Source organism: Sutcliffiella tianshenii (genome assembly GCF_016908565.1).
Taxonomy (GTDB): Bacteria; Bacillota; Bacilli; order Bacillales; family Bacillaceae_I; genus Sutcliffiella_A; species Sutcliffiella_A tianshenii.
Map to the genome: position 1 here is coordinate 1 of NZ_JAFBED010000002.1, position 26,049 is coordinate 26,049.

23 protein-coding genes are annotated in these 26,049 nt (G+C 42.6%); all 23 read left to right on the forward strand.

Annotated elements, in window-relative coordinates; translation table 11 throughout:
• Window positions 1-324 precede the first annotated feature (324 nt).
• The 23 genes from JOC95_RS03545 to JOC95_RS03655 all read left to right on the forward strand — a co-directional run bounded on the left by JOC95_RS03545 (window position 325) and on the right by JOC95_RS03655 (window position 26,011).
• Window positions 325-1,266: a 2-dehydropantoate 2-reductase gene (locus JOC95_RS03545; RefSeq protein WP_204413466.1), complete on the forward strand. Its 942-nt coding sequence runs from the start codon at window positions 325-327 to the stop codon at window positions 1,264-1,266.
• 7 nt (window positions 1,267-1,273) lie between these two features.
• A complete protein-coding gene (locus JOC95_RS03550; protein WP_204413467.1) occupies window positions 1,274-1,663 on the forward strand; it encodes a DUF3397 family protein in 390 nt (129 codons plus the stop codon).
• 92 nt (window positions 1,664-1,755) lie between these two features.
• A complete protein-coding gene (gene bshC, locus JOC95_RS03555) occupies window positions 1,756-3,384 on the forward strand; it encodes a bacillithiol biosynthesis cysteine-adding enzyme BshC (RefSeq protein ID WP_204413468.1) in 1,629 nt (542 codons plus the stop codon).
• A 550-nt stretch (window positions 3,385-3,934) separates the two neighbouring features.
• On the forward strand, window positions 3,935-4,366 hold the full coding sequence (gene mraZ / locus JOC95_RS03560; protein WP_204413469.1) for a division/cell wall cluster transcriptional repressor MraZ: 432 nt from the start codon (window positions 3,935-3,937) through the stop codon (window positions 4,364-4,366).
• Between the two features lie 126 nt (window positions 4,367-4,492).
• Window positions 4,493-5,431 (forward strand): 16S rRNA (cytosine(1402)-N(4))-methyltransferase RsmH, encoded by a 939-nt coding sequence (gene rsmH, locus JOC95_RS03565; protein WP_204413475.1) that lies wholly within the window; start codon window positions 4,493-4,495, stop codon window positions 5,429-5,431.
• A 40-nt stretch (window positions 5,432-5,471) separates the two neighbouring features.
• Window positions 5,472-5,831, forward strand: a complete 360-nt coding sequence (ftsL, locus tag JOC95_RS03570; RefSeq protein WP_204413481.1) for a cell division protein FtsL — start codon at window positions 5,472-5,474, stop codon at window positions 5,829-5,831.
• A gap of 5 nt (window positions 5,832-5,836) precedes the next feature.
• Window positions 5,837-8,053, forward strand: coding sequence for a penicillin-binding protein (locus JOC95_RS03575; protein WP_204413482.1), 2,217 nt, complete (start codon window positions 5,837-5,839; stop codon window positions 8,051-8,053).
• A gap of 159 nt (window positions 8,054-8,212) precedes the next feature.
• A complete protein-coding gene (locus JOC95_RS03580) occupies window positions 8,213-10,150 on the forward strand; it encodes a stage V sporulation protein D (RefSeq protein WP_204413483.1) in 1,938 nt (645 codons plus the stop codon).
• A 149-nt stretch (window positions 10,151-10,299) separates the two neighbouring features.
• Window positions 10,300-11,769 (forward strand): UDP-N-acetylmuramoyl-L-alanyl-D-glutamate--2,6-diaminopimelate ligase, encoded by a 1,470-nt coding sequence (locus JOC95_RS03585; RefSeq protein WP_204413484.1) that lies wholly within the window; start codon window positions 10,300-10,302, stop codon window positions 11,767-11,769.
• Between the two features lie 398 nt (window positions 11,770-12,167).
• Entirely contained in the window at window positions 12,168-13,142 is a 975-nt protein-coding gene (gene mraY / locus JOC95_RS03590; protein WP_204413485.1) for a phospho-N-acetylmuramoyl-pentapeptide-transferase, read from the forward strand.
• A 1-nt stretch (window position 13,143) separates the two neighbouring features.
• Window positions 13,144-14,493, forward strand: a complete 1,350-nt coding sequence (gene murD / locus JOC95_RS03595; RefSeq protein WP_204413486.1) for a UDP-N-acetylmuramoyl-L-alanine--D-glutamate ligase — start codon at window positions 13,144-13,146, stop codon at window positions 14,491-14,493.
• Between the two features lie 164 nt (window positions 14,494-14,657).
• Complete coding sequence (gene spoVE, locus JOC95_RS03600) at window positions 14,658-15,758, forward strand: stage V sporulation protein E (RefSeq protein ID WP_204413487.1); 1,101 nt, start codon at window positions 14,658-14,660, stop codon at window positions 15,756-15,758.
• A gap of 449 nt (window positions 15,759-16,207) precedes the next feature.
• A complete protein-coding gene (gene murB / locus JOC95_RS03605) occupies window positions 16,208-17,122 on the forward strand; it encodes a UDP-N-acetylmuramate dehydrogenase (protein ID WP_204413488.1) in 915 nt (304 codons plus the stop codon).
• Window positions 17,123-17,228: 106 nt separating this feature from the next.
• A complete protein-coding gene (locus tag JOC95_RS03610; RefSeq protein WP_204413490.1) occupies window positions 17,229-18,011 on the forward strand; it encodes a cell division protein FtsQ/DivIB in 783 nt (260 codons plus the stop codon).
• Window positions 17,995-18,681 (forward strand): DUF881 domain-containing protein, encoded by a 687-nt coding sequence (locus JOC95_RS03615; protein ID WP_204413491.1) that lies wholly within the window; start codon window positions 17,995-17,997, stop codon window positions 18,679-18,681. Before JOC95_RS03610 ends, JOC95_RS03615 begins: the two co-directional genes overlap by 17 nt.
• 40 nt (window positions 18,682-18,721) lie before the next feature.
• The gene (locus tag JOC95_RS03620; protein ID WP_338083049.1) at window positions 18,722-19,438 is read left to right on the forward strand and encodes a DUF881 domain-containing protein; all 717 of its coding nucleotides are present in this window, start codon (window positions 18,722-18,724) and stop codon (window positions 19,436-19,438) included.
• Between the two features lies 1 nt (window position 19,439).
• A complete protein-coding gene (locus tag JOC95_RS03625; RefSeq protein WP_010193065.1) occupies window positions 19,440-19,802 on the forward strand; it encodes a small basic family protein in 363 nt (120 codons plus the stop codon).
• A gap of 115 nt (window positions 19,803-19,917) precedes the next feature.
• Complete coding sequence (gene ftsA, locus JOC95_RS03630) at window positions 19,918-21,207, forward strand: cell division protein FtsA (protein WP_204413492.1); 1,290 nt, start codon at window positions 19,918-19,920, stop codon at window positions 21,205-21,207.
• Window positions 21,208-21,255: 48 nt separating this feature from the next.
• Entirely contained in the window at window positions 21,256-22,410 is a 1,155-nt protein-coding gene (gene ftsZ, locus JOC95_RS03635) for a cell division protein FtsZ (RefSeq protein ID WP_204413493.1), read from the forward strand.
• A gap of 202 nt (window positions 22,411-22,612) precedes the next feature.
• Window positions 22,613-23,545: a sigma-E processing peptidase SpoIIGA gene (gene spoIIGA, locus JOC95_RS03640; protein ID WP_204413494.1), complete on the forward strand. Its 933-nt coding sequence runs from the start codon at window positions 22,613-22,615 to the stop codon at window positions 23,543-23,545.
• Window positions 23,546-23,636: 91 nt separating this feature from the next.
• Window positions 23,637-24,356 (forward strand): RNA polymerase sporulation sigma factor SigE, encoded by a 720-nt coding sequence (gene sigE / locus JOC95_RS03645; RefSeq protein ID WP_204413495.1) that lies wholly within the window; start codon window positions 23,637-23,639, stop codon window positions 24,354-24,356.
• A gap of 141 nt (window positions 24,357-24,497) precedes the next feature.
• Window positions 24,498-25,277, forward strand: coding sequence for an RNA polymerase sporulation sigma factor SigG (sigG, locus tag JOC95_RS03650; protein ID WP_204413496.1), 780 nt, complete (start codon window positions 24,498-24,500; stop codon window positions 25,275-25,277).
• Between the two features lie 473 nt (window positions 25,278-25,750).
• Entirely contained in the window at window positions 25,751-26,011 is a 261-nt protein-coding gene (locus tag JOC95_RS03655; protein WP_204413498.1) for a YlmC/YmxH family sporulation protein, read from the forward strand.
• Window positions 26,012-26,049 lie beyond the last annotated feature (38 nt).

Genomic DNA, 26,049 nt, shown 5'->3' on the forward strand with positions numbered 1-26,049 from the left:
TGTACGGCTTGATGTTTTACTTCTCGTGTAAATTTAGTCAACTGAAGTACACCTCCTATTGTTAGATGTGTGTCCAACAAAAGGGGTGCACTTCTCAAAGCGCCGAGGAGGCTCCCGAGGCCGCCCGCGGAAAGCGAACACCTGGAACGGAGACCAACAGAGAGTTTAATGTTGACATCTTATTCTTAGCCCAGTCTTATACTTAAAACAACGATCTTTTCCAAAAGAGCCTTTTCAATAGAATGAAATTTTATCAATATTTTCTGTAGATTCTGCCTCATATATTGGTACAATAAGAAGAAATAGGTAATAGGGAGGGGGTCCATGATGAAAATTGGAATAATCGGAGCCGGTGCAATAGGCCTTTTATACGCTTACCAATTTTCCCCTATTTTTCCTGTCACCCTTTACACAAAAAGAATGCACCAGTGTAAACTGTTGAAGGAAAAAGGTATCACATTGATGGAGAATAACTCTCCCGCCATGAACAGGAAGGTACAAGTAAAGCACATTTCCGATATGGTAAAGCTTGAGGATGATGTGATCCTAGTAGCGGTCAAGCAATATGCACTGCATGAAATAATGCCTCATTTAATGGGCTTAAACAAAGAGCAAAGTGTCCTTTTCCTCCAGAATGGGATGGGTCACTTGGACTTGGCCGGAAGAATAAACGCCGCAAAGCCTCTGATAGGCGTTGTGGAGCATGGTGTGAAAAAGCTGGATGATGTGACTATCATTTGGACTGGAAAAGGAATGACGAAAGTTGCCCCACTACGAAAAGATTGCATGGACAAGCAGTTTTTGACCCTTTGGGAAGAAGGGTTGGAAGATTGCTTTCCTGTCCAGACAAGGGATAACCACAAAATCATGTTGACGGAGAAATTGATTGTCAATGCTATCATCAATCCGCTGACAACCCTCTATCGCGTGAAAAATGGACAATTGGTACAAAACCGTTTTTACAAAAATGCCATGATTACTTTATATGAGGAAATTTCATTTCTAATAGACGAAGAGAAAAAAGAAGAAGTGTGGAACCACGTATTGAATGTCTGTCGCAACACCGCAGAAAACTGGTCTTCCATGCAGCGGGATATCGAAAATGGGAGAAGAACGGAAGTGGAGGCTATCTTGGGTTATGTGATTTTTTCAGCGAAGGAACAAGGAAAAACAGTACCGCTCACAGAATTCATTTATACAAGCATAAAAGGTTTGGAAGAAAATCATTTGTACACAACAGAACTTAGGATTGAGGAAGAGAGGTAATAGAGCGGTGTCCAATATTATTTCTGTCTTATTTGCAACCATCGTCACGGCACCTGTATTGGGTTTGTTGATGTTTTATGTATGTGCGAGATATATAACGAAGAATAATAAGCGGTCCTTTCATGTTGCAGTAGATACCTCAACCTTATTTTTTATCCTTGCAGTGCATTTCCTTATAGTCATCATCTGGGAACGCTCCTATCTTTGGATCATAATGATTGTCCTGGTTTCCATTGCCATGATCATGGTGATTACACACTATAGAATCAAGCAGGAAATCCAATTCAAAAAAGTATTCAAAGGGTTCTGGCGCTTCAATTTCCTCTTGTTTTTCCTCGCTTATTTCTGTTTGGCCCTATTTGGTGTCATACAAAGAATTTATGAGGCATTTACTTGATTTTTTTATAAGCAATTTTTTTTGTTTCGATTCAAATCAATGCTATACTCATGGAGATATGGATATTTGATCGATTAGAAAGGAAGTACTTTATGAATATAGTAGAACTTGCGCTTCCTACTATTAATAAGTTTGCATCGGCTTATTTATCAGAAGAGGAAAGCTTACACCGTTTTTTTACATATAATCCGTTTTCAGCAGATACATTCGAAAATAGAAAAAATTCCTTGGCTCAACAGACCTTTCTAAGGGATGATTTAGCAGATCATCTGTTAAGCTTCAATGCCAGATACCATGCCGATGAAAAAACTTTACATAATATAGAGAGATTCCGCTCCGAAGAATCATTGGTTGTAATCGGTGGACAGCAGGCAGGCTTGTTGACGGGACCGGTTTATACAATCTCCAAAATCATCAGCATCATTAAACTTGCAAAAGAACAAGAAAATAGGTTGGGTGTCCCTGTACTGCCTGTCTTTTGGATTGCAGGCGAGGATCATGATTATCATGAAATCAATCATGTAAACATCCCAAGGGAAAATGGCGTAGAAAAAATTTCCCTCCCGATGAAAGCTGCAGGGAAAAAGATGGTTTCGGAACTGCAATTAGATAAACAGCAACTTTCCGAATGGATGCTCAAAATAGTGAATTCATACGGGGAAACAGCTTTTACGAATGATATTAAAGCATTATTGGAAAGATCATTGGAATCTGCAGACAATCTAGTCGATTTCTTTGCCGAACTTATTACCACCCTGTTCAAGGGAACCGGCTTGATACTTGTTGATGCATCCAACCCGGACTTAAGAAAAATAGAAGTTCCATTTTTCCAAAGATTATTGACCAGCCATAAAAGGATTACTTCGGAAGTTTTGGCGGCCCAAGACGATCTTGAAAAAGCAGGGTTTGGCAATATGCTGGATGTGCAGGGGAATTCCATGAATATTTTCTTCCACAAACATGGTGAGCGTGAGCTGCTGTTTTGGGATGAAGAACTACAGAAAGCCTGTACCAAAGACGGGAAGACCGAGTTTGCTTGGGAACAACTAATGGAAGAAATGAAATCTAATCCACATCTTTTTTCCAACAATGTCGTAACCCGGCCATTGATGCAGGAATTCCTTTTTCCGGCACTTGCATTCATCGGAGGTCCTGGGGAAATCAGTTATTGGGCTGAATTGAAAGGTGCTTTCGAAGCGCTTGACCTTGAGATGCCGCCTGTTGTCCCCCGTATCGGACTGACTATTGTGGAGCGCCATATTGATTCCACAGTCAAGGAATTGGGTGAAAGCATGGAAGACATCTTGATAAATGGATTGGAAGAGAAGCGGAAGGCATGGTTGAGAAGTCAGGAGCTTGAAGAACTTGAGAGCCGATTGGAGTCCTACCAAAAGGAATACGAGAAGGTGCATAAGCAGTTCAGGACGGTAGGGAAGGATGTTTTTCCCCATTTGGAGCCTGTATTCGAAAAAAACTGGACCTTGATCGACAGGCAATTCGCCTTCATGAAACGCCTGATGGAAAAGTCGTCCTATGAAAAGCATGAAACAGTCATGAAAAAATACCTCCGAGCCGAACTATCACTTATCCCGGATTCACTTCCACAAGAACGGGTTTGGAATATCTACTACTATTTGAATCAATATGGCTTGGACCTCGTACAAAGAATCGTTGAACTGCCGCTGGAACATAACGGCAAACATAAACTGATTTATGTTTAATGCTTTAAAACTAATTCTTAATGTTTACTAGCTGTTGATTGGAGCAATAGGCGAAGACTCCTCGAAAATGCGAGCATTTTCTTCGTGCGATGCATCGCTGCCGTAGCCTTCCTTGTCCTGCGGGAGGAAGCGTTTAGTGGAGACCCCGCAGGCGAAAGCCGAAGAGGCTCCACAAACGCCTCGCGGAAAGCGAAGCCTAGTGCGGAAATCAACAGCGGTGTTTTATAGGGTCCTAAATAATAGACGTAAAGAAAAAAGCGACCATTTCCGGTTGCTTTTTTTGTTTTTATTTTCTGACAATTCGTTCAGGGAAAATAGGTCGTAAACATAAAATTGTTGAGGAATGATAGCATATCATGTTTTTGGAAAGTCAAAATCAGTCAAGTTCGTCCTTAATTCATCCCTTTGTCAAAAAATGTTGTAAAAAGATGAAAAACGAAAAAATTTTAGGCTTAAAGGATTTTCTTTTAGGGAAGAGAATAGTACAATAAAGTAAGTGGAGATAAGTGGGGGATTGTGGTGTAAAGTAGAGGGAAGGTGGGGAAGCCGAATGTTCATGGGGGAATATCATCATACTATTGATATAAAAGGGCGTATGATTGTTCCGGCTAAATTCCGTGATCATTTAGGTGAAGCCTTTGTCCTTACAAGAGGGCTTGATAAATGTCTTTTTGGGTACCCACTATCCGAATGGAAAACTGTTGAAGATAAACTGAAGCAGTTGCCACTTACAAAAAAAGATGCCCGGGCTTTTACACGATTTTTCTTTTCAGGTGCAACAGAATGTGAACTCGATAAGCAAGGCAGGGTGAACATCGCATCACCACTTGTGCAATATGCGCAGCTGGAAAAAGAATGTGTCGTGATCGGGGTATCCAACAGAATAGAAATTTGGAGCAAAGAGAACTGGAATTCCTTTGTGGAAGATTCGGAAGACTCCTTCGCAGAGATTGCAGAAAACCTCGTAGACTTTGACTTATAAAAGGGATCTATTACAAAGCGCAAGAAAAGAGCATCTTGGATAAAAGCCCTGATCAGTGGAAAAATATCAGGGTATAAAGCACGCTAACAAGATCGAAACAGCTTAGAGCTAGAAAGGCGGTGGAAGATGTTTCACCATGTAACAGTACTATTAAATGAAGCAGTGGAAGGTCTTAACATCAAAGAAGATGGAATTTATGTCGATTGCACGCTTGGTGGGGCTGGACATAGCTCTGAAATTGTCAAAAGGCTTTCTGAAAAAGGAAGGCTGGTTGCATTTGATCAGGATGATAGTGCCCTCGAGCACGCGAAGAACGTATTACATAACTACCTTGATCGTGTCATCTTCATCAAAAGCAATTTCAAATTTTTGAAAGAGAAGTTGTATGAGCAAGGAATCACAAAGGTGGATGGCGTGTTATTCGATTTAGGTGTTTCCTCCCCGCAGCTGGATACACCTGAAAGAGGATTCAGCTATCATCACGAGGCACCGCTTGACATGAGGATGGACAAGGATAGTCCATTGAGTGCTTATGATGTAGTGAATGAATGGCCATATGAAAAACTTGTCCGTATTTTCTTTCAGTATGGGGAAGAGAAATTCTCCAAGCAGATTGCAAGGAAAATTGAGGAATACCGCAAGCATAAACCGGTAGAAACAACGTTGGAGCTTGTTGAAATCATTAAGGATGGCATTCCCGCTCCGGCAAGAAGAACGGGAGGACATCCTGCAAAGCGTGTATTCCAGGCGATTCGAATCGCTGTAAATGATGAACTCGGAGTTTTCGAGGATGCTATACACCAGGCTATCGATGTGCTGAGACCAGGTGGGAGAGTCAGTGTCATCACCTTCCATTCACTCGAGGACAGAATGTGTAAAGTGGCTTTCAAGGAAAAAAGCCAACTTCCTCAATTGCCGCAAGGTTTGCCGATCATCCCGGAAGAATTTGAACCGGTGCTTAAGCTGGTCACAAGAAAGCCTATTTTACCAAGTGAAGATGAACTTGAGGCGAACAACCGTGCCAGAAGTGCAAAACTGAGAGTAGCCGAAAAAGTTAAAGACTAATGAGAAATAGATAAAATAATAATGATTTGGGGGAAGGGAAATGAGTAACTTAGCTCATAAAATTCAGAGACAACACGAAGAACGGCAGCAGCAAGCTCCGAAAAAGAATCTAGTAATCAAAAAACGTGCCAAGATCACCCTAGGGGAAAAAGTCTTAGGCTATATGTTCATTGGACTCCTGGCTTTTGGATCTATCCACATCATCTCTAACAACAATACGATCTATCAGGTAAACAGTGAGATACAAACGCTTGAAGGAACAGTAGCCACCCAAATCAATAAGAACCGTGAATTGGAATTGCAGGTAGCAGAAGAAAGCAGCTATGAGCGAATCCTTGAAAAAGCAAAGGATCTAGGGCTTTCATTAAACGAAAATAACGTGAAGAATGTTCGGGACTGACTGCCATGCAAAATTTTGTTCATAAAAAAAGAATTCATTTAGGAGCCGCATTTTTACTTGTAATATTTGCGTTGCTCTTTTTTCTATTAATCGGACGATTTTTATTCCTTCAGGCAACAGGCGAAGTGAAGGGCCATAACATGTCTGCCGAAGCGGCCAAATACTACAATGTAAATAAGAACATCCAGGCCGACAGAGGGGCGATCCTTGACAGAAGCGGTGATCCGATAGCTGAGGATACACCTTCCTTCAACCTGGTTGCGGTATTGGATAAATCTCTTTCAACAGGAAAAATTAAACGACATGTCGTCGATCCACAAGAGACTGCAAGTAAGCTTGCCCCCCTGCTTGAAGCGGATGAAAGCGAAATCCTTGAAAAGTTGTTACAAGATAGAAAACAAGTGGAGTTCGGAGCGATCGGGCGTGATATCTCTCCTTCTGTTAAGAATAAAATTGAGGAGCTTGAGCTTCCAGGCATAGCATTTATAGAAGGGAAAAAACGTTACTACTGGAATGGTGTGTTTGCAAGCCATGTGGTGGGTTTTGCCCGGCCTGATGAAAATGGTCAGGTAAAAGGATCCATTGGATTAGAAAAAATGCTGGAAGAAGAATTGAAAGAACAGGACGGCAACTACACAATCAAAACGGATAACAAAGGTACCATTTTACCGAAGGATGCCAATGTATCCTTTGTGCCTGCGATAAACGGGAAGAATGTACATCTGACCCTGGACAAGACGATTCAGACGTTCCTTGAGGAAGCGATGACTGAAGTAGATGAAAAGTATGAGCCGGAAAAGATAATGGCAATCGTGGCCGACCCAAAAACAGGTCAGATCCTTGCGATGGGTTCAAGGCCGACTTTTGATTTAAATACACGTGCGGGGCTAACGGACAATTGGAATAATGATACCATTTCCTACCGCTATGAACCTGGTTCGACGATGAAAATATTCTCTTTGGCCGCTGCGATCGAAGAAGGTGTATACAACGGTTCAGAGCTCTATGAATCTGGGACATACATGCTGCCTAAAGACCCGATCCCGGTAAGAGATCATAATGGTGGAGTGGGCTGGGGTACGATTACGTTTGACGAAGGTGTTCAACGCTCGTCCAACGTTGCTTTTGCCCTGCTTGCGGACAAAATGGGAACAGATACACTTTTGGAATATATTAAAGCATTCGGGATGGACAAGCCGACAGGCATCGACCTGCCCGATGAAACTACAAGTAACATAAACTACCATTATTATCGTGACCGCATATCCACTGCATTTGGACAAGGTTCTGCTTTTACCCCGATTCAGCAGATTCAAGCGGCAACGGCAATTGCGAATGATGGGAAAATGATGCAGCCTTACGTAATCGACAAAATCGTCGATCCCAATACAAATGAAGTGGTCTTGCAAAATAAGCCAAAGCAAAAAGGCGAGCCCATCTCAAAAGAAACTGCCGATAAAGTACTCTCTGTACTTGAATCGGTAGTAAGTGCTGAAAATGGTACAGGGCGCCCTTATGCAATTGACGGTTACAGTGTTGCAGCCAAGACTGGGACAGCTCAGATGCCTGGGCCGGATGGAAAGTATCTTTATGGCCATGGGGAGTATATTTATTCCATAACGGGCATGGCCCCTGCTGATGATCCTGAGCTACTCATGTACGTAGCGGTACAAAAACCGAAGATTGAGAAGCATGAAAATGGTGCAGGTCCAGTTTCCGGAGTGTTCAATAACGTAATGCGGAGAAGCTTGCAATATTTGAGCATACAGCCTGACGAAAAGGTAGAAAGTGCCCGTGATAAAAAACAGACTGGACTTGAGGTCCCTGATCTGACCGGCCGAAGTGTAAAAACGGCCATAAGCGGAAGTGAGGGTGCAGAATCGCCAAATTATATTATTTTAGGGAATGGTTCCAAGGTACTCAAGCAAATACCAGAGGCAGGACAGTCGGTAATCAAAGCCGAAAGAGTGTTGCTACTGACAGAAAAAGAACCTCCGATGCCAGATATGACCGGCTGGAGCTTAAGGGATGTCAGGAAACTTACCAATCTCTTGGGAATAAAACCGAATATCGTCGGCAACGGCTATGTGCATAAGCAGAATATTGCTCCTGGTTCAGTTCTGAAAAGTGGTGACCATCTCATCATTGAATTGAAATCCAACAGGCCTCTTCCTGAAAGTGAAGATGAGGAGGAAGAGGAAGAGAGGGAAGCAGTGAGTTGAATTGGGAATAAGGCTATAGGGCAGAGTTTAATCTCTTTGCTCTATAGCCTTTTTTGTGTTTTTTTGATAGGCCACAATGAATACTCCTTTGCTCAAAATGTTCTATCTTCTATGGTACAAGCATATATTACAACGAATATTAAAGGAGGTTCATGTGTTATGCGGGTATCTCATGTGACGGTACGGAGAAGATTGACAGTGGTATTACTGGTAGGCATCCTTCTATTTGCAATTATCGATCTGCGCTTAGGCTATGTGCAGTTTGCTCTAGGGAATATGTTAACGGATCGTGCGAAGGACTCGTGGAGCCGCAACATCCCTTTTGAACCGGAGCGTGGCGAAATACTGGATCGTAACGGAGTCCCTTTAGCCACGAATATGAGTGCGCCTTCGGTACTGGTGGTGCCTAGACAAATCCAAGACCCAAATCAGACAGCTGAAAAATTGGCAGCTGCTTTAAATATGCCCAAAGAGAAGTTGTACAAGCAGATCACAAAAAATTCATCAATGGAAAGAATCAATCCGGAAGGAAGAAAAATTTCCCATGAGAAGGCAAAGGAAGTCAGGGCGTTGGGCCTTAAAGGTGTGTATATTGCGGAAGATTCCAAAAGGCATTATCCTTTTGGCAGTTATCTTTCCCATGTCCTTGGATTTGCCGGGATCGACAATCAGGGCCTGATGGGATTGGAATTGTTTTATGATAAACAACTAAAGGGACAAAAAGGACATGTTCAGTTCTATTCGGATGCGAAAGGCCGCAGAATGCCAGATATTCCAGATGATTATGTGGCTCCGGTGGACGGCCTTGATCTCAGGCTGACAATAGACTCCAAGGTTCAGACCATCATGGAGAATCAACTGGACCTTGCCTATGAACAATATAATCCTGATGGAATCATTGCCATCGCGATGGATCCAAACACAGGCGAAATACTCGCTATGTCGAGCAGACCGGACTTTGATCCTGCAGAGTTCCAGAAGGTCCCACCAGAGATCTATAATCGAAATCTGCCGGTATGGAGTACGTATGAGCCGGGATCCACATTCAAAATAATTACACTGGCAGCAGCATTGGAAGAAAATAAAGTCAACCTGACAAAGGACACTTTCCATGATGGAGGGGCTGCAGAGGTTGCTGGTGCGAGGCTCCGCTGCTGGAAAAGGGGCGGACACGGCCATCAGACATTTTTGGAAGTCGTCCAAAACTCCTGTAACCCGGGATTTGTAGAATTGGGGCAGCGTCTGGGTACGGATACTCTATTTGATTACATCAAATCATTCGGCTTCGGGGAGAAAACAGGCATTGACCTTCAAGGGGAGGGGAAAGGGATTCTCTTTAAGCCGGAAAATATAGGACCAGTAGAACTGGCTACAACCGCATTTGGCCAGGGGGTTTCGGTGACCCCGATCCAGCAGGTGACTGCAGTGTCTGCTGCCATAAATGGTGGCATCCTTTATACCCCGTACATTGCCAAGGAGTTTATCGACCCAGTTTCAGGGGACGTGGTATCAAGAAACACACCTGTAGAAAAAAGACGGGTCATTTCGGAGGAAACCTCCAACCAAGTCCGTTATGCGTTGGAAAGCGTAGTAGCACAAGGAACCGGGCGTAATGCATTTGTAGAAGGCTACCGTGTTGGAGGGAAGACTGGTACCGCACAAAAAGTGCAAAATGGCAGATACATGGAAAACAATCATATCGTCTCCTTTATCGGGTTTGCCCCTGCAGATGATCCGCAGATAGTTGTTTATCTGGCCATTGATAATCCAAAAGGCACAGTTCAGTTCGGTGGAGTAGTAGCAGCACCTGTAGTCGGGAATATAATGGAGGAAAGCCTGAGTGCGCTTGGTGTAGAGAAGAGAAAAGGACAAATAGAAAAGGAACTGCAATGGCCGGATGTCCCTTTGGTGGAAGTGCCTAACTTGAAGGGAATGTCCCGAAAAGAGCTCATTCAACAGCTGGTCACCCTGAAGCTTGATATCAGCGGGGAAGGTGACACAGTAGTGGAGCAGGCACCAAAACCAGGAACAAAAGTCAAAGAGGGTTCTACCATCCGAGTATACATGTCCGGTTCTGATAAGAGTGATGAAGACTAAAAAAACCAAGGGCCCTGAAGCGGGCTCTTGGTTTAATTTCCCTAAATAGGATAGAATGGAGATAGGATGAAAATTCTACCTGTCAATAAACAGTCTAAACTACACTTCGAGCGTCCTTTAGCAATTCCAAGTAGAGGGGAATGATTCCTATGATGCTACAAGACTTAATTCAATATCTACATCGTTATCAGGTATCTTCTGCTTTAAATCCTGAAATAGATTCAATCGTGATGGATTCCCGGTTGGCAAAGAAGGGGAGTTTATTTTTTTGCATTCAGGGGTATACGGTAGATGGTCATATATATGCAGAAGAAGCTATCAGAAATGGTGCGGTCGCCATCATATCCGAAAAAGTATTGGATGTCCCGGTACCGGTGATAGTGGTCCCGGATTCAAAAAGGGCCATGGCGATATTAGCTGATATTTTTTATGGTCAGCCTACACACAAACTTCACCTCATCGGGATTACTGGAACCAATGGAAAAACTACAACGACCCATATCATCGAATCCATATTCCAAAAGCATCGTCAGAAAACAGGGATGATAGGGACAATTAATATGAAAATCGGTGATCAGTCCTTCCCTGTTAAAAATACTACCCCTGATGCACTTACGCTTCAGGAATCTTTTCATCGAATGGTGGAGAATGGAGTCCAGACTGTCGTGATGGAGGTTTCCTCCCATGCTTTGCATATGGGCAGGGTCTTTGGCTGTGATTTTGATGTAGCAGTATTTACGAATCTTACTCAGGATCACCTCGATTATCATAAAACAATGGAAGAATACAAGTTTGCCAAATCCCTGTTATTCTCGTCTCTCGGAAATGCTTATAAACTTCAAAAGCCCAAATTCGCCGTATTGAATGCCGATGACGCTGCGAGTGAATGTTATGCATTGTCTACAGCCGCACAGGTCATCACTTATGGTATCAATAATAACAGTGATATCATGGCAACCAATATTGAAATATCAGGGAAGGGAACAAAGTTTGACTTAGTATACGACAACAGGGTTGTTCCTATTCACCTGCAATTGGTCGGCAAGTTCAGTGTTTATAATGTCCTTGCTGCAATCGCTGCCTCCTATGTATCCAATATTCCTATGGAGACGATCATTAAGGTTGTAGAGGAAATGAAAGGCGTGCCCGGAAGATTCGAAGTGATCGAGGAAGGTCAGGACTATACCGTGATAGTTGACTATGCACATACCCCTGACAGCTTAGAGAATGTATTAAAGACAGCAAAGCAACTTTCCCGACAAAATATAACCTGTGTTGTGGGATGTGGCGGTGACCGTGACCGTGCCAAAAGGCCATTGATGGCAAAGGCGGCGATTTCCCATGCACATAAGGTGATATTCACGCTTGATAATCCACGCACAGAAAATCCTGCAAGGATCTTTGCTGATATGGAATCCGGGATAAAAGGTCATCCTTACGAAATAATTGAGGATCGCAGACAGGCCATTTTAAAGGCTGTCAATGAAGCAAGTCCGGGAGATGTCATTTTGATTGCAGGCAAAGGACATGAAACCTATCAGTTAATAGGAGACAAAGTGCTGGAATTTGATGATAGAAAAGTTGCCCGGGAAGCCATACATGCAAAGGGTTCATCATAAACTATGTAGGGTATGGAAAAATACGCTAATCCTTAACCGAAAATATCCATGCTAAAAGTCACTGATTATCCCATATAATGAGCAGAAATTAAAGAAAAAGGTTCAATTCCTGAAGAAAAAGTAAAAACATGAAAAAAAGTATTTGCAGAAGCGGGAAAAACAGATAAAATTTAGTTTTGGTACATCTAATCTGACTTTAGGATTGGTTGCCAGTATGCAAGTTAATCGCATTTCAATAGCTTGTAAATGGTGTTGGAACCGTAGGTATGTCACGCATTTGTCTAAAAAGGCTTGGAAGGGATCATAGATTTATTCACAGGACTTGATGATTCATAGTGTTGAAGTATGCTTATGGTGATAATACCTCTAATCATATTACTAGAGAGGAGGGAATAACGATGCAACAACAGGTCGTTTTATTTGCCATCGTTATATCTTTTTTAATTACTGTTCTATTATCACCAATTTTTATTCCCTTCCTACGGAGATTGAAGTTTGGTCAAAGCATCCGTGAAGAAGGGCCGCAGTCACATCTTAAGAAAACGGGAACCCCTACAATGGGCGGCCTGATGATCTTACTCGCTGTAGTCGTCACAACGCTCATCATTACAGGCAGGTATGCCGAGGCATCCGTCGAAACCTATCTGCTGCTTTTTGTAACAGTCGGATATGGACTTTTAGGCTTTTTGGATGATTTCATCAAAGTGGTTCTAAAAAGAAACCTCGGATTGACTTCCCTTCAGAAGCTGATTGGACAGATCGTCATTGCGGTGGTTTTCTATTTCGTATTTACGCAATTCGAGTTTTCGACCGCAGTTTCCATACCAGGAACGGATCTGTCATTTGAATTGGGTATTTTTTATGTGGTATTCCTGATTTTCTGGTTGGTCGGTTTTTCAAATGCCGTCAATCTTACCGATGGCCTTGATGGTCTTGTTTCCGGGACTGCAGCAATAGCATTCGGGGCATTCGCAGTCTTGGCTTGGAATCAATCACAGTTTGAAGTGTCCATTTTTTCAGTAGCGGTAGTCGGCGCATTATTAGGATTTCTTGTTTTCAATGCCCATCCTGCAAAGGTGTTTATGGGGGATACTGGTTCATTGGCCCTTGGAGGGGCGATTGCCACTGTGGCAGTCCTGTTAAAGTTAGAAATCATCCTTATCATAATAGGTGGCGTATTTGTCCTTGAAACACTTTCCGTTATCATTCAAGTTATCTCATTCAAGACAACCGGACGCAGAATCTTCAAAATGAGTCCGCTACATCACCATTATGAGCTCGTAGGTTGGTCGGAATGGCGCGTCGTTGTATCCTTTTGGACGGTTGGCCTTTTATGTGCAGTGCTGGGAATCTATTTAGAGGTGTGGATCTGATATGAAGCATATTGACTTTTATAAAGAAAAGAACGTCCTTGTCTTGGGTTTGGCAAAAAGTGGCACAGCCACAGCAAATCTTTTACATACACTTGGAGCAAATGTCATTGTAAACGACCGTACACCGCTTGAAGGAAATGAACAGGCGAAAGAACTGCAGTCCAAAGGCATGGAGGTAATATGCGGGGGGCATCCTTTAAGCATTTTCGATCAGGAAATTGATATGGTGTTCAAAAATCCAGGAATCCCTTATACCAATCCGCTCGTGGAGATGGCCATTCAAAAGGGTATTCCTGTACTGACGGAAGTGGAGCTTGCCTATCAGATCAGCGAGGCTGACTTTATCGGCATTACCGGTTCCAATGGCAAAACAACCACCACCACACTGATTGATGAGATGCTTAAGGGTGGCGGGAAATCCCCGCTGATTGCAGGGAATATCGGTAAAGTCTCTGTGGAAGTAGCCCAACAAGCCACAAAAACCAATATCATGGTGACAGAGCTTTCTTCCTTTCAATTGATGGGGATTGATTCATTCCGTCCGAAAATTTCAGTTTTGCTCAATATTTTTGAAGCTCATCTGGATTACCATGGAACGCTTGAAGAGTATGCAAACGCCAAAGCGGCCATTATGAAGAATCAGACAAAGGAAGATTTTGCAGTCGTCAATGCAGATGATGATGTCATCATGGAAATGATCAAACATTCACATGCAACGATCATCCCGTTCTCTGTAACTGGCAAGGTGGATGGCGCGTACCTTAAAGATGGTGGAGTCTACTTTAAGGAAGAAAAAGTGATGGATGTAGCTGATATCGTTTTGCCTGGCAAGCATAATCTTGAAAACATACTTGCAGCGATAGCAGCTGCAAAGCTTGTCGGCACTGAAAATGAAGCCATCCAAAAAGTGCTTACCACTTTTACGGGGGTAAAGCACCGTCTGCAGTTTGTGGACTCAATCGAAAATAGAAGATTCTACAATGATTCGAAAGCTACCAATATCTTAGCCACTCAAAAAGCGATCTCCGCTTTTGACGAGAGTGTCATCCTCCTTGCCGGGGGGCTTGATAGAGGAAACGATTTCGATGATCTGCTTCCATACTTGAAAAATGTAAAAGTATTGATCACATTTGGCGAAACCGCGGAAAAACTTATCAAAACTGCGGAAGAAGCGGGAATAAAAGAGATAAAACGTGTCGATAATGTGGAAAAAGCCGTACCGGTTGCTTTTGAAATGTCCCACGACGGTGATGTTATTCTTTTATCTCCAGCTTGTGCCAGCTGGGACCAATATAAAACATTCGAACAACGAGGAGACATTTTTATAGACGCCGTGCATAAGCTTAAGTAAGGGCTTGGCCGAAACCTATGAGGCTTTGTTCTGATAGTTGCAAACTTCCGCGGGATTAGCGGATGCAACAGAAGGACAAAGCCTCTTTTTGCTAAGTAGAAGGATATCTGTTGCTTGGGTTCCTCATCTATATGCCCTAAAATATGCTCGAGAGGTGTTTTCTGTTGGCGACAAAGCGATCTACTCCCGATTTAATATTAATTATCACGACCTTGACATTACTTGCCATCGGATTGATCATGGTCTATAGTGCAAGTGCGGTCTGGGCGGATTATAAGTTCCAGGACACTTTCTTCTTCGCAAAGCGGCAGTTGCTATTTGCAGGTCTTGGTGTTGTGGCGATGTTCTTTATCATGAATGTTGATTACTGGACATGGCGTACATGGGCGAAGCTGATTATCATCGTGTGTTTTGTACTGCTAGTTGCCGTTTTGATCCCGGGTATAGGGATGGAGCGAAATGGATCTAGGAGCTGGATAGGGGTAGGGGCATTTTCGGTTCAACCTTCAGAATTCATGAAAATAGCCATGATTGCATTCCTGGCAAAATATTTAAGTGAAAATCAAAAGAAAATAACATCTTTTAAAAAGGGATTGGTGCCAAGTCTTGGCTTGGTATTCCTGGCCTTTGGCATGATCATGATGCAACCGGATCTTGGAACGGGTACTGTGATGGTCGGAACGTGTATTGTCATGATCTATGTGGCAGGTGCGAGAATCAGTCATTTCGTGGGACTTGGCCTGGTAGGCGTAGCAGGCTTTGTCGTACTGGTATTGTCTGCCCCATACAGGATAAAGCGTATCACTTCCTTCCTTGATCCATGGGAAGACCCGTTGAACAGTGGTTTTCAAATCATCCAGTCCCTGTACGCGATCGGACCGGGTGGCCTTCTTGGATTGGGATTGGGTCAGAGCCGGCAAAAATTCTTTTACCTTCCTGAACCACAGACGGATTTCATTTTTGCCATTTTAGCAGAAGAACTGGGCTTCATCGGAGGATCTTTTGTTGTCTTGCTTTTTGCACTTCTACTTTGGAGAGGTATACGCATTGCCCTCGGGGCACCGGATTTGTACGGAAGCTTTTTAGCAGTGGGCATCATCGCTATGGTCGCCATCCAAGTGATCATCAATGTCGGGGTAGTAACGGGATTGATGCCTGTAACCGGTATTACATTGCCATTTTTAAGCTATGGGGGATCATCCCTGACACTGATGCTTATGGCCGTAGGGATTCTTCTCAATATTAGCCGATATGCAAAATATTAAACTAGAAACACCTCTTCCCAATTTGGGAAGAGGTGTTATTATTTTTCGCCACCGCTTTTCGGTAGTATGACAAAAGATAAAATTTTGGTTACAAAATCTGATTTTGATTGCACAACCTTAACAGGGGATATAGTATATAGATATTATGCGCGTAAAGTGATGAGTCTTTTTTATTATTTCCTGTTTAGAATAACTGAAAATATGCTACGATGGAATTAAGGGGTTTAACCTTATAGTGCAATGGGTATATAACTATCGTTCGTTTTTTTTCGATTATACATATTTAGACTCATTCGATCCCTTTACGATGCATTAGGCTGATGTACCTTCTTTTTTTTACTGCATAGAATAACAGAAAAGATCAAGTACACGGCAATAAAAACGATCTGCACTCTTTCATTATAAAAATAACTTAAATGATTGACTGAACGTGTATGTAGGAGGAATTTATGGAACAGTTACAGTTGGTAAAGGAGCTTCAAGAAGCAAATGTCGGGAAGGTATTGCCGAGCGAGCCACTGGCAAATCATACCACAATGAAAATTGGCGGTCCTGCGGATATTCTAGTGGAACCGAGTAATCTTGCCATGCTTCAAGAGACAATGAAAATAATCCATCAACACCAATCCAAGTGGACAGCCATCGGACGCGGTTCTAATCTTCTGGTTTCTGACAAGGGAATAGAAGGTGTGGTCATCAAGCTTGGCAATGGCATGGATGATCTGGAAGTCGAGGGCAATGAAGTGAAAGTCGGAGGGGGATACTCCCTCATTAAGCTCGTGACCATCATCAGCAAAAAGGGTTTGACAGGCCTTGAGTTTGCGGCGGGAATCCCAGGAACAGTGGGGGGAGCAGTCTACATGAATGCAGGTGCCCATGGTTCTGATATGTCAAAAGTACTCAAAAAGGCTCATGTCCTCTTTGAAGATGGGGAGATGGCCTGGTTAACCCCAGAGGAACTGAAGTTCTCCTATCGCACATCCTTGCTGCAGAAGGAAAGACCGGGTATCTGCCTTGAGGCGGTATTGAACGTTGAAGAGGGAAATAGGGAAGATGTGGTATCTACCCTTCAGAAGAATAAGGATTACAGAAGAAACACCCAACCTTTCAATTATCCTTGTGCAGGAAGCATTTTCAGGAATCCGCTTCCGGAATATGCCGGGGCTTTGATTGAAAAAGCCGGACTGAAAGGCTACACGATTGGTGGGGCAAAGGTTTCGGAAATGCACGCCAACTTCATCGTGAATGATAATGGGGCGAAAGCACAGGATGTCCTTGATCTTATCGCTCATATCAAAAAAACGGTACTCGAGTTATACAATGTGCAACTGGAGACGGAAGTCGAGATAATAGGAAGAAAATAGTATTATTTATCCTTTTTTTCACCCCACATGTGATATAATTATGCTAGAAAATCAATGCATATTAACAGCACGGAGTATGCCGTGCGGTGGGGTGAAAACGTATTACATGGAAAAAGGGAAAGTAGTTACTTTGGAAGATCGGGTTCCTAAGCTGAAAGAGCAGCGTAAACATAAGGCTAATAGGAGGCTTATCCTTTATTTATCCTTATTTTTTATCTTGTTATCGCTCATCATTTACTCACAATCCTCTCTCAGCAAGGTGTCTGCCATAAAAATAGAAGGTAATCGCCACCTGACGGATGAGGAGATTGTAGATTTAAGTGGAATTTCCGTTAAGACAAGCTTTTGGAGAGTCGACGGGGAAGAAGCATCCGCTAAAATCCTGCAGCATAAAGAGATAAAAGAAGCAGTCGTGTCCAGGAAGCTGCCTAATACAGTGGAAATTGACGTGAAGGAATATAATCGGATCGCTTATATATATGACGAAGGGAATTACTATCCAGTTATCGAAAACGGTAAGATACTAGCAGCCATCGAATCGGAAGCACTGCCAGATGATGCGCCGCTAATGATGAACTGGAATCAGGGGGATCTGGTGGAAGAGTTCATCGGGGAACTGATGAAGCTGCCTGAATCCATCATATATGCCATTTCAGAGATACACCATACACCATCGGAAGTGGATCCTTATCATATGACATTGTTCATGAATGATGGATTCGAAGTCAGTGCTACCGTGAGAGATTTTTCAAACAAGATGTCAGCTTATCCCTCCATTGTCGCCCAGCTTGATCCGGATCAAAAAGGTGTGATCAATATAGAGGTAGGCACATTTTTTAAACCTTATGAAACTGTTGGAGATGAAGATCAGGATGAAGGTGAACGGTAAACATGTCGTCCTCTCCTTTGTATGTTTAGTGCTTGGTTTCATCATTTCCTACTCGTATCAATTAACGCAAGAGGAAGACAACAAGGGTACAGACAGACAATGGGAACGCGACTTTGCAATTCGTGATTCATTACTGAAAACCGAAGAGCGAAACTTGCAATTGCAGAAAGAATTACTAGACAAGCAGGAGGAACTCAGAAAAATCGAGGAGAGCCTCGCAACAGGAGAACAGCTTCTATTCAATCTGGTGGAAGATGCCGAAAATCTGCGCATGTACAATGGGAATGTGAAAGTAGAGGGTAAAGGTGTTGAGATAACACTATCCGACGCCTCATATGTTCCATCCGAGGAGAATGTAAACAATTATATCGTACATGAAGGGCATGTATTTAAAGTCATGAACGAATTATTCATCTCGGGTGCGGCTGCAGTTTCCATCAATGGTCAACGAATAACAAAGAATTCCTATATCATTTGTAACGGCCCAGTCATCACAATCGATGGGAATCAGTACCCGGCACCTTTTGTCATAAGTGCCATAGGTGATCCGAAAGTGCTTATTCCTGCCCTGAATATCCTTGGGGGTGTGAAGGACCAATTAGTTGCAGATAACATAACGATAAAAATGATGGAAAAAGACAGAATTGTAATAGACCCTGTCATTCAATAGAATAATTGGGCTGCATGCTTGGTAAGGTTAGGTGTTCTAAGTGGTCAATCGGAAGTTAAGTTTTACCATTATTACAGTGATTGTCGGCCTGATGATTGCCGTTCAGTTTCAAACTGTCCAACAACCTGATATCCGTGATACACGTGATACTTGGGAATTGAGAAGCGACCTTAAAAGGGAACAGGAAATACAATCGCAAATCATCCAAGAAATCCGGAAGTATGAGAATACTATTCAGGAATATACAAAAGAACAAAAAACATCCAAAGAAGCCGCTTTAAGGGATACGCTCGAGGAATTGAAAAAAGATGCAGGGCTGACTGAAGTGAGCGGTCCTGGTATCAGGATGACCGTCAAGCCGCTTTTTGGGGAGGATATCCTCGGGGAAGTGCAGGAAAATATTTCAGCAGAGCTATTGCGCCGATTTGTCAATGAGCTCAATTCCTATGATAGTGAGGAAATTTCCATCGCAGGCCAGCGGATCGTCAACAATACGGTGATCCGTGAAATCAATGGAAGGACAAAAGTGAATAATGCATGGATTCCCAACGCGAATTTTGAAATTGTTGTGATCACAGACGACCCTACCAAGATGTATAACCGTCTGCAAGTCTCACGGGCAATGGACGAGTTTGCAATCGAAAATCTCTTGCTGGAAGTTTCCACTCCCATTAATCATGTCACTGTCCCGGCATATGACGAAGCAATCAGAGTGAAATACATGGAGCCGGTGAAGGCAGAGAAGGAGGGGAATTGATATGTGGCTTCCGCTCCTGGGGCTTATAGTGGGGATTGTCCTGGGCCTGTATTCTGAAATCAGGGTCCCGGATGAGTATTCCAATTATTTATCCATTGCAGTTCTTGCTGCACTTGATACATTATTCGGGGGAATCAGGGCTCACCTACAAAACAATTATGATGATAAAGTATTTGTTTCCGGATTTTTCTTTAATATCCTATTGGCAGCAAGTTTAGCTTTTCTCGGTGTCCATCTTGGTGTAGACTTGTATTTAGCTGCAGTTTTCGCTTTTGGAGTCAGGCTGTTCCAGAATATTGCAGTGATACGAAGAATCTTATTATCCAAATGGTCACTTTCTAAAGAAAAAAACGAAAAAAAGTAATTTTAAAAAAGGGAAAACATCATGAATGTGGAATACTTTCTAGTATAATATGTTTTTCCGCTTGTTGTTCTATAAAATTGGTTGTTTTTTTAGTAGTAGAAGGAGGTGCCATAGAATGAACAGCAATGAAATTTACGTAAGTTTAGACATCGGTACATCCAGTGTTAAAGTAATCATTGGAGAAATGGTAAATGATACTTTAAATATAATTGGAGTCGGTAATGTAAAATCAACTGGTTTACGAAAAGGATCAATAGTAGACATAGATGAGACGGTTCATTCCATCAGGAAGGCTGTGGAGCAGGCAGAAAGAATGGTTGGCCTGCCGATCAACCGAGTGGTGGTAGGGGTAACCGGAAATCATGTGCAATTGCAGGATTGCCATGGTGTAGTTGCGGTATCCAGCGAAAACAGGGAAATAGCGGATGAGGATATTGCACGTGTCATTGACGCGGCTCAAGTATTCTCCATTCCTCCTGAACGGGAGATAATCGATTGCATCCCTAAGCAATTCATTGTGGACGGCTTGGATGAAATCAATGACCCCCGTGGTATGCTTGGAGTACGCCTGGAGATGGAAGGCACCATTATTACAGGTTCCAAAACAGTACTACATAATTTATTGCGTTGTGTGGAGAAAGCAGGATTGGAAATAACCGATATCTGTTTGCAGCCTCTTGCAACCGGCTCCATTGCCTTATCCAAGGATGAACGGAACCTTGGTGTTGCATTGGTGGACATAGGTGGAGGTTCAACGACCATCGCCGTCTACCAGGATGGGTTCTTAAAGGCAACGAGCGTGGTTCCTGTAGGTGGGGAATATATCACAAAGGATATATCCATCGGTTTACGCACATCTACCGAAGATGCAGAGAAAATCAAAATAAAGCATGGACATGCCTTCTATGATCATGCTTCGGATGAAGAAGTGTTCAGTGTTCCAATTATCGGCAGTGACCAGCACCAACAGTTCAGCCAACTCGAAATCTCTGATATTATCGAAGCTAGAATGGAAGAAATATTCGAACTAGTCCAACATGAGATTAAGAGATTGGGTGTAAGGGATGTACCCGGCGGTTTCGTCCTGACTGGTGGAGTAGTGACAATGCCCGGTGTGTTGGAACTGGCACAGTTGATCTTGAATAACAATGTACGCAAAGCTGTTCCGGATTATATCGGCGTAAGAGAGTCGCAGTATACAACTGGAGTAGGATTGATACAATTCGCATATAAAAATGCAAAGCTTCAAGGAAGAAAGATCGAATCTACATCCTCATCTGTAGAACATGTAGAAAAGCGCAGTGGTAAACCAACACAACAAAAAGGAAAGCAGATGAAGCAAGTGAATGAAGAAGAAAAGGTCGGCACAAAAGTGAAGAAATTCTTCGGTCTATTCTTTGAATAAACATTTGATGATTTTGTTAGTACTTTCTTAGAATTAGGAGGAACAGTTATGTTAGATTTTGATACTAATATCGATCAATTAGCTACCATTAAAGTAATCGGAGTTGGTGGAGGCGGAAATAACGCCGTAAACCGTATGATAGAGCATGGCGTACAAGGTGTGGAATTCATTGCAGTAAACACCGATGCCCAGGCGCTTAACCTTTCCAAAGCTGAAGTGAAAATGCAAATCGGCGGTAAATTGACAAGGGGACTTGGTGCTGGTGCCAATCCGGAAGTCGGGAAAAAAGCTGCAGAAGAAAGCAAAGAGCAATTGGAGGAAGTACTAAAGGGTGCGGATATGGTATTCGTGACAGCTGGAATGGGTGGAGGTACCGGTACTGGTGCGGCTCCTGTCATCGCACAGATTGCACGTGACCTTGGAGCGCTGACTGTCGGTGTCGTCACAAGACCATTCACCTTCGAAGGCCGTAAGCGTGCTACACAAGCAGCCGGCGGTATTGCTTCCATGAAAGAAGCCGTAGATACACTGATCGTAATCCCTAATGACCGTCTACTTGAAATCGTAGATAAAAACACACCGATGCTTGAAGCATTCCGTGAAGCGGATAATGTCCTGCGTCAAGGTGTGCAAGGTATCTCTGACCTTATTGCTACTCCTGGTTTAATTAACCTGGACTTTGCCGATGTGAAAACGATCATGTCCAACAAAGGTTCCGCTTTGATGGGTATCGGTGTTGCTACAGGTGAAAACCGTGCAGCTGAAGCTGCGAAGAAGGCCGTATCTTCTCCACTGCTTGAAACTTCCATCGATGGAGCGCAGGGCGTGTTGATGAACATTACTGGTGGAACAAACCTCAGTCTTTACGAAGTACAAGAAGCTGCTGATATTGTTGCTTCTGCTTCTGATCAAGAAGTAAACATGATTTTCGGATCTGTCATCAATGAAAATCTCAAAGATGAGATCGTTGTTACAGTTATCGCTACTGGATTCAGTGAAGCGGAAATCAACCACACTAAACAAGGTGCGCGCCCAGTTTTCGGTGCACAAAAATCACCTGTTCAAAAGCGTGAAGTGAAGCGTGAAGAGCAAGTACAACAGCACCAGGAGCCTGTTCGCCAGCAACAGACTTCACAGCCACAACAGCAAGAAGAAACTTTAGACATCCCGACGTTCCTTCGTAACAGAAACCGTCGCAGATAATTTTCATTATCAAACTAAAAGCGCCAAATCCTAAAATTAGGATTTGGCGCTTTTTACGTATAAATCACACTCCGCGCACCGACAAATAAGCAAAAAATCCTTCAAAAATTGTATTCTACTATCGGCATAAACTGACAGACATCCAGGGAGGCATTAATATATACTAGTTTCAAATACAAAAAGGTATAAATGAGGGACTAATTTGACCGTTTATTTAGATGCCATCTGGCTCCTAAACTTTGGTTTTGATTTTCTTCTTTTAAAAATGACCGCCTTCATTTTAAAACGCCAGGTAGCTACTTGGAGAATGGTGATAGGTGCATTCCTTGGTTCGATCATTGTTGTACTCATGTTTACCCCGCTGCAAAATATCGTGACGCATGTTGCAGTAAAGCTAATGTTTTCTGTATGTATGATTCTTATCAGCTTTGGCTTTCACCGTCTCCGGACATTTATAGAAATTCTTTTGGTTTTCTATATCACTACATTTGCTGTAGGCGGTGGGATGTTTGCCACTCATTACTTTTTAAGGGTGGATCACCAATTTGCGAATGACACGATTCAAACTTTGACAACAGGTCTTGGTGACCCTGTATCCTGGTTGTTCGTGATTGTTGGATTTCCACTACTTTTACACCTCACCAAGAAACAGTTCAATACGGTGGAAACAAGAAAATACCGCTATGATCAATTGGCCACCATCACCATTAACCTGGAAAAGGATGTGATTGTATTATCAGGACTGGTCGATAGTGGCAATCAGCTGCAGGACCCAATTACCAAGACCCCGGTTATGATTGTAGAAGTGGAGCGCCTTCGTGAAATCATCCCGGAAGAAATTGTACATGCCATGCGTTCCATCGAGAATACCCAAGGTTGGCCGACGTTTTCCGACGATACGAAATGGGTGGAGAGAATCAGGATCATCCCATACCGGGCAGTAGGTAAAGAGACCACCTTGATGCTTGCGCTTAAACCGGATAAAGCCATCATCCTTCATGATAATAAACAATATGAAACAACCAAGTTCCTCATTGGGCTGACAAAGACGGAGCTTTCCTCGGAAGGGGATTATGCATGCATCCTGCATCCGAAAATGCTGCAAAGTGGAACTGTCACCGAACATGTCTCGTGATGAAAGGCAAATTTCACTATAAGTCTACTCATCTAAGACTTTTTCTATATATAAATACGCATTCTCTTCATAAATAGAAGGAGGAATTCACTTGGGAAAGCTAAAAATTAAAATCACCTATTTATGGTATAAACTACTCATTAAACTTGGAATCAAAACGGATGAAATATACTACATAGGTGGAAGTGAGGCGTTACCGCCACCATTATCCAAAGAAGAGGAAGCTCTCCTGCTTGTCAAGCTTCCAGTCGGGGATCAGGCGGCACGATCCATCTTAATCGAAAGGAACTTGAGGCTTGTCGTATATATAGCCCGTAAATTCGAGAATACCGGAATCAACATCGAGGATCTGATAAGCATTGGAACAATTGGACTTATTAAAGCTGTTAATACTTTTAATCCCGAAAAGAAAATCAAGCTTGCTACGTACGCATCCAGATGTATCGAAAATGAGATTTTGATGTATCTGAGACGAAACAATAAGGTGCGATCTGAAGTCTCCTTTGATGAACCGCTTAATATCGATTGGGATGGAAATGAGCTTCTGCTTTCAGATGTGCTTGGGACTGATGAGGATATCATTACAAAAGATCTTGAGGCGAATGTGGACCGGAAATTGCTGCTAAAAGCATTGGAGCAATTGAATGACAGGGAAAAACAGATCATGGAGCTCCGGTTCGGTCTGGTTGGCGGTGAAGAAAAAACGCAAAAAGATGTGGCAGATATGCTTGGTATTTCACAATCATATATTTCACGACTTGAAAAAAGGATCATAAAACGTCTTCGCAAAGAATTTAACAAAATGGTCTAAAAAATTTTATGATATTTTTTCCCATATTTGATAAGGTCTGAGTTTAATTATCAGAATAGATAGATTATAGCTTGTGCATATTTTTCCCTCCGGAGGAGATACTTAACTCTGAAACAGCAACTCCTGTTAGGAGGGGAAAGAATGACACGTAATAAAGTTGAAATCTGCGGAGTAGATACCTCCAAGCTTCCTGTTTTGAAAAATGAAGAAATGCGGAAGTTATTTCGTGAAATGCAAGGCGGAGAACTTTCTGCAAGAGAAAAGCTCGTGAATGGGAATCTAAGGCTCGTTCTAAGTGTTATTCAGCGGTTTAATAACCGTGGTGAATTTGTAGATGACTTATTTCAAGTAGGTTGCATTGGCTTAATGAAGTCCATTGATAACTTTGACCTTGGTCAGAATGTAAAGTTTTCTACATATGCAGTACCAATGATAATCGGGGAGATAAGGCGCTATCTGCGTGATAATAATCCGATTAGGGTTTCTCGTTCCTTGCGGGATATCGCCTACAAGGCATTGCAGGTAAGGGAAAGGCTGATGAGTGAAACATCGAGGGAACCTACCGCAGAAGAGATTTCCAAAGTACTTGAAGTGCCCCATGAAGAAATAGTGTTCGCTTTAGATGCAATCCAGGATCCCGTCTCTTTATTTGAGCCGATCTATAATGATGGTGGAGATCCCATTTATGTATTGGATCAGATCAGTGATGAAAAGAACAAAGATATCCAATGGATAGAAGAGATAGCTCTAAAAGAAGGAATGAGGCGCCTCAATGACAGAGAAAAGCTCATTTTAAGAAAACGGTTTTTTCAAGGGAAAACGCAAATGGAAGTTGCTGATGAAATCGGTATATCGCAAGCGCAAGTGTCAAGACTTGAAAAGGCTGCGATCAAACAGATGAATAAAAATATTCAAAGCTGAATGCATGTAGTGATACAATGCCGAAATAACACGCACCGGTCCTTCTTCACACCGAAGAGGACCGGTGTTTTTATTTTGTTGAATTCACATGAACGCTTCAGAAGAAGTCCGTTGATTTCCGCTCCAGACACTTGCTTTCCGCGGGGACGGATGGGAGCCTCCTCGGCTTTGCCTGTGGGGTCTCCCATGCCCTCTACGTTCCCGCAGGAGTCAAGTGTCCTCCGCTACAATCAACTCAGTTTTTTTAATATTATTTGCTCCACTGATTGCTCCACACTGAAATGAAAAAATAAGAAAAAGTAATGTTTTTCAAACTCTAGAAAGGCAAATTTTATACTAAGAGTACCCCTGTTGGTTGGAGTGCAGGGCGTGAATGATTCAAGATTTTCCAAAGATAAATTCGAAATACCTTCATGAATGGGGGTGTCGGAATCATATATTTAATTATGATGCAATTAAATGGAGGAATGTATATGGTGAAAATTTCTGAATTCCAGATGAAGGATGTTGTCAGCGTATCCGACGGGAAAAAGCTTGGGAATATTGGGGATATTGATATCAATCTATCCAACGGGAAGATAGAGGCAATCATCATTAGTGGCGGAGGGAAAATGCTAGGTTTTTTCGGAAGGGACGAAGAGTTTGTCATTCCATGGAGAAACATCGTGAAGATTGGAGCCGATGTCATCCTGGTCCGATACCAGACTTCTGTAGAGACGAAGTACGAGGAATAAGAAAAGGCGAAAATTCGTGTCGAAAGTGACTTAATCAT

Bases quoted from the DNA above. Each gene is read 5' to 3' on its own strand.
- mraY (WP_204413485.1), top strand. From the start codon at position 12,168: ATGCAACAACAGGTCGTTTTATTTGCCATCGTTATATCTTTTTTAATT.
- JOC95_RS03585 (WP_204413484.1), top strand. From the start codon at position 10,300: ATGATGCTACAAGACTTAATTCAATATCTACATCGTTATCAGGTATCT.
- ftsL (WP_204413481.1), top strand. From the start codon at position 5,472: ATGAGTAACTTAGCTCATAAAATTCAGAGACAACACGAAGAACGGCAG.
- murB (WP_204413488.1), top strand. From the start codon at position 16,208: ATGGAACAGTTACAGTTGGTAAAGGAGCTTCAAGAAGCAAATGTCGGG.
- JOC95_RS03610 (WP_204413490.1), top strand. From the start codon at position 17,229: ATGGAAAAAGGGAAAGTAGTTACTTTGGAAGATCGGGTTCCTAAGCTG.
- murD (WP_204413486.1), top strand. From the start codon at position 13,144: ATGAAGCATATTGACTTTTATAAAGAAAAGAACGTCCTTGTCTTGGGT.
- mraZ (WP_204413469.1), top strand. From the start codon at position 3,935: ATGTTCATGGGGGAATATCATCATACTATTGATATAAAAGGGCGTATG.
- sigG (WP_204413496.1), top strand. From the start codon at position 24,498: ATGACACGTAATAAAGTTGAAATCTGCGGAGTAGATACCTCCAAGCTT.
- JOC95_RS03580 (WP_204413483.1), top strand. From the start codon at position 8,213: ATGCGGGTATCTCATGTGACGGTACGGAGAAGATTGACAGTGGTATTA.
- JOC95_RS03625 (WP_010193065.1), top strand. From the start codon at position 19,440: ATGTGGCTTCCGCTCCTGGGGCTTATAGTGGGGATTGTCCTGGGCCTG.
- JOC95_RS03575 (WP_204413482.1), top strand. From the start codon at position 5,837: ATGCAAAATTTTGTTCATAAAAAAAGAATTCATTTAGGAGCCGCATTT.
- ftsA (WP_204413492.1), top strand. From the start codon at position 19,918: ATGAACAGCAATGAAATTTACGTAAGTTTAGACATCGGTACATCCAGT.
- ftsZ (WP_204413493.1), top strand. From the start codon at position 21,256: ATGTTAGATTTTGATACTAATATCGATCAATTAGCTACCATTAAAGTA.
- JOC95_RS03615 (WP_204413491.1), top strand. From the start codon at position 17,995: ATGAAGGTGAACGGTAAACATGTCGTCCTCTCCTTTGTATGTTTAGTG.
- JOC95_RS03545 (WP_204413466.1), top strand. From the start codon at position 325: ATGATGAAAATTGGAATAATCGGAGCCGGTGCAATAGGCCTTTTATAC.
- rsmH (WP_204413475.1), top strand. From the start codon at position 4,493: ATGTTTCACCATGTAACAGTACTATTAAATGAAGCAGTGGAAGGTCTT.
- JOC95_RS03655 (WP_204413498.1), top strand. From the start codon at position 25,751: ATGGTGAAAATTTCTGAATTCCAGATGAAGGATGTTGTCAGCGTATCC.
- bshC (WP_204413468.1), top strand. From the start codon at position 1,756: ATGAATATAGTAGAACTTGCGCTTCCTACTATTAATAAGTTTGCATCG.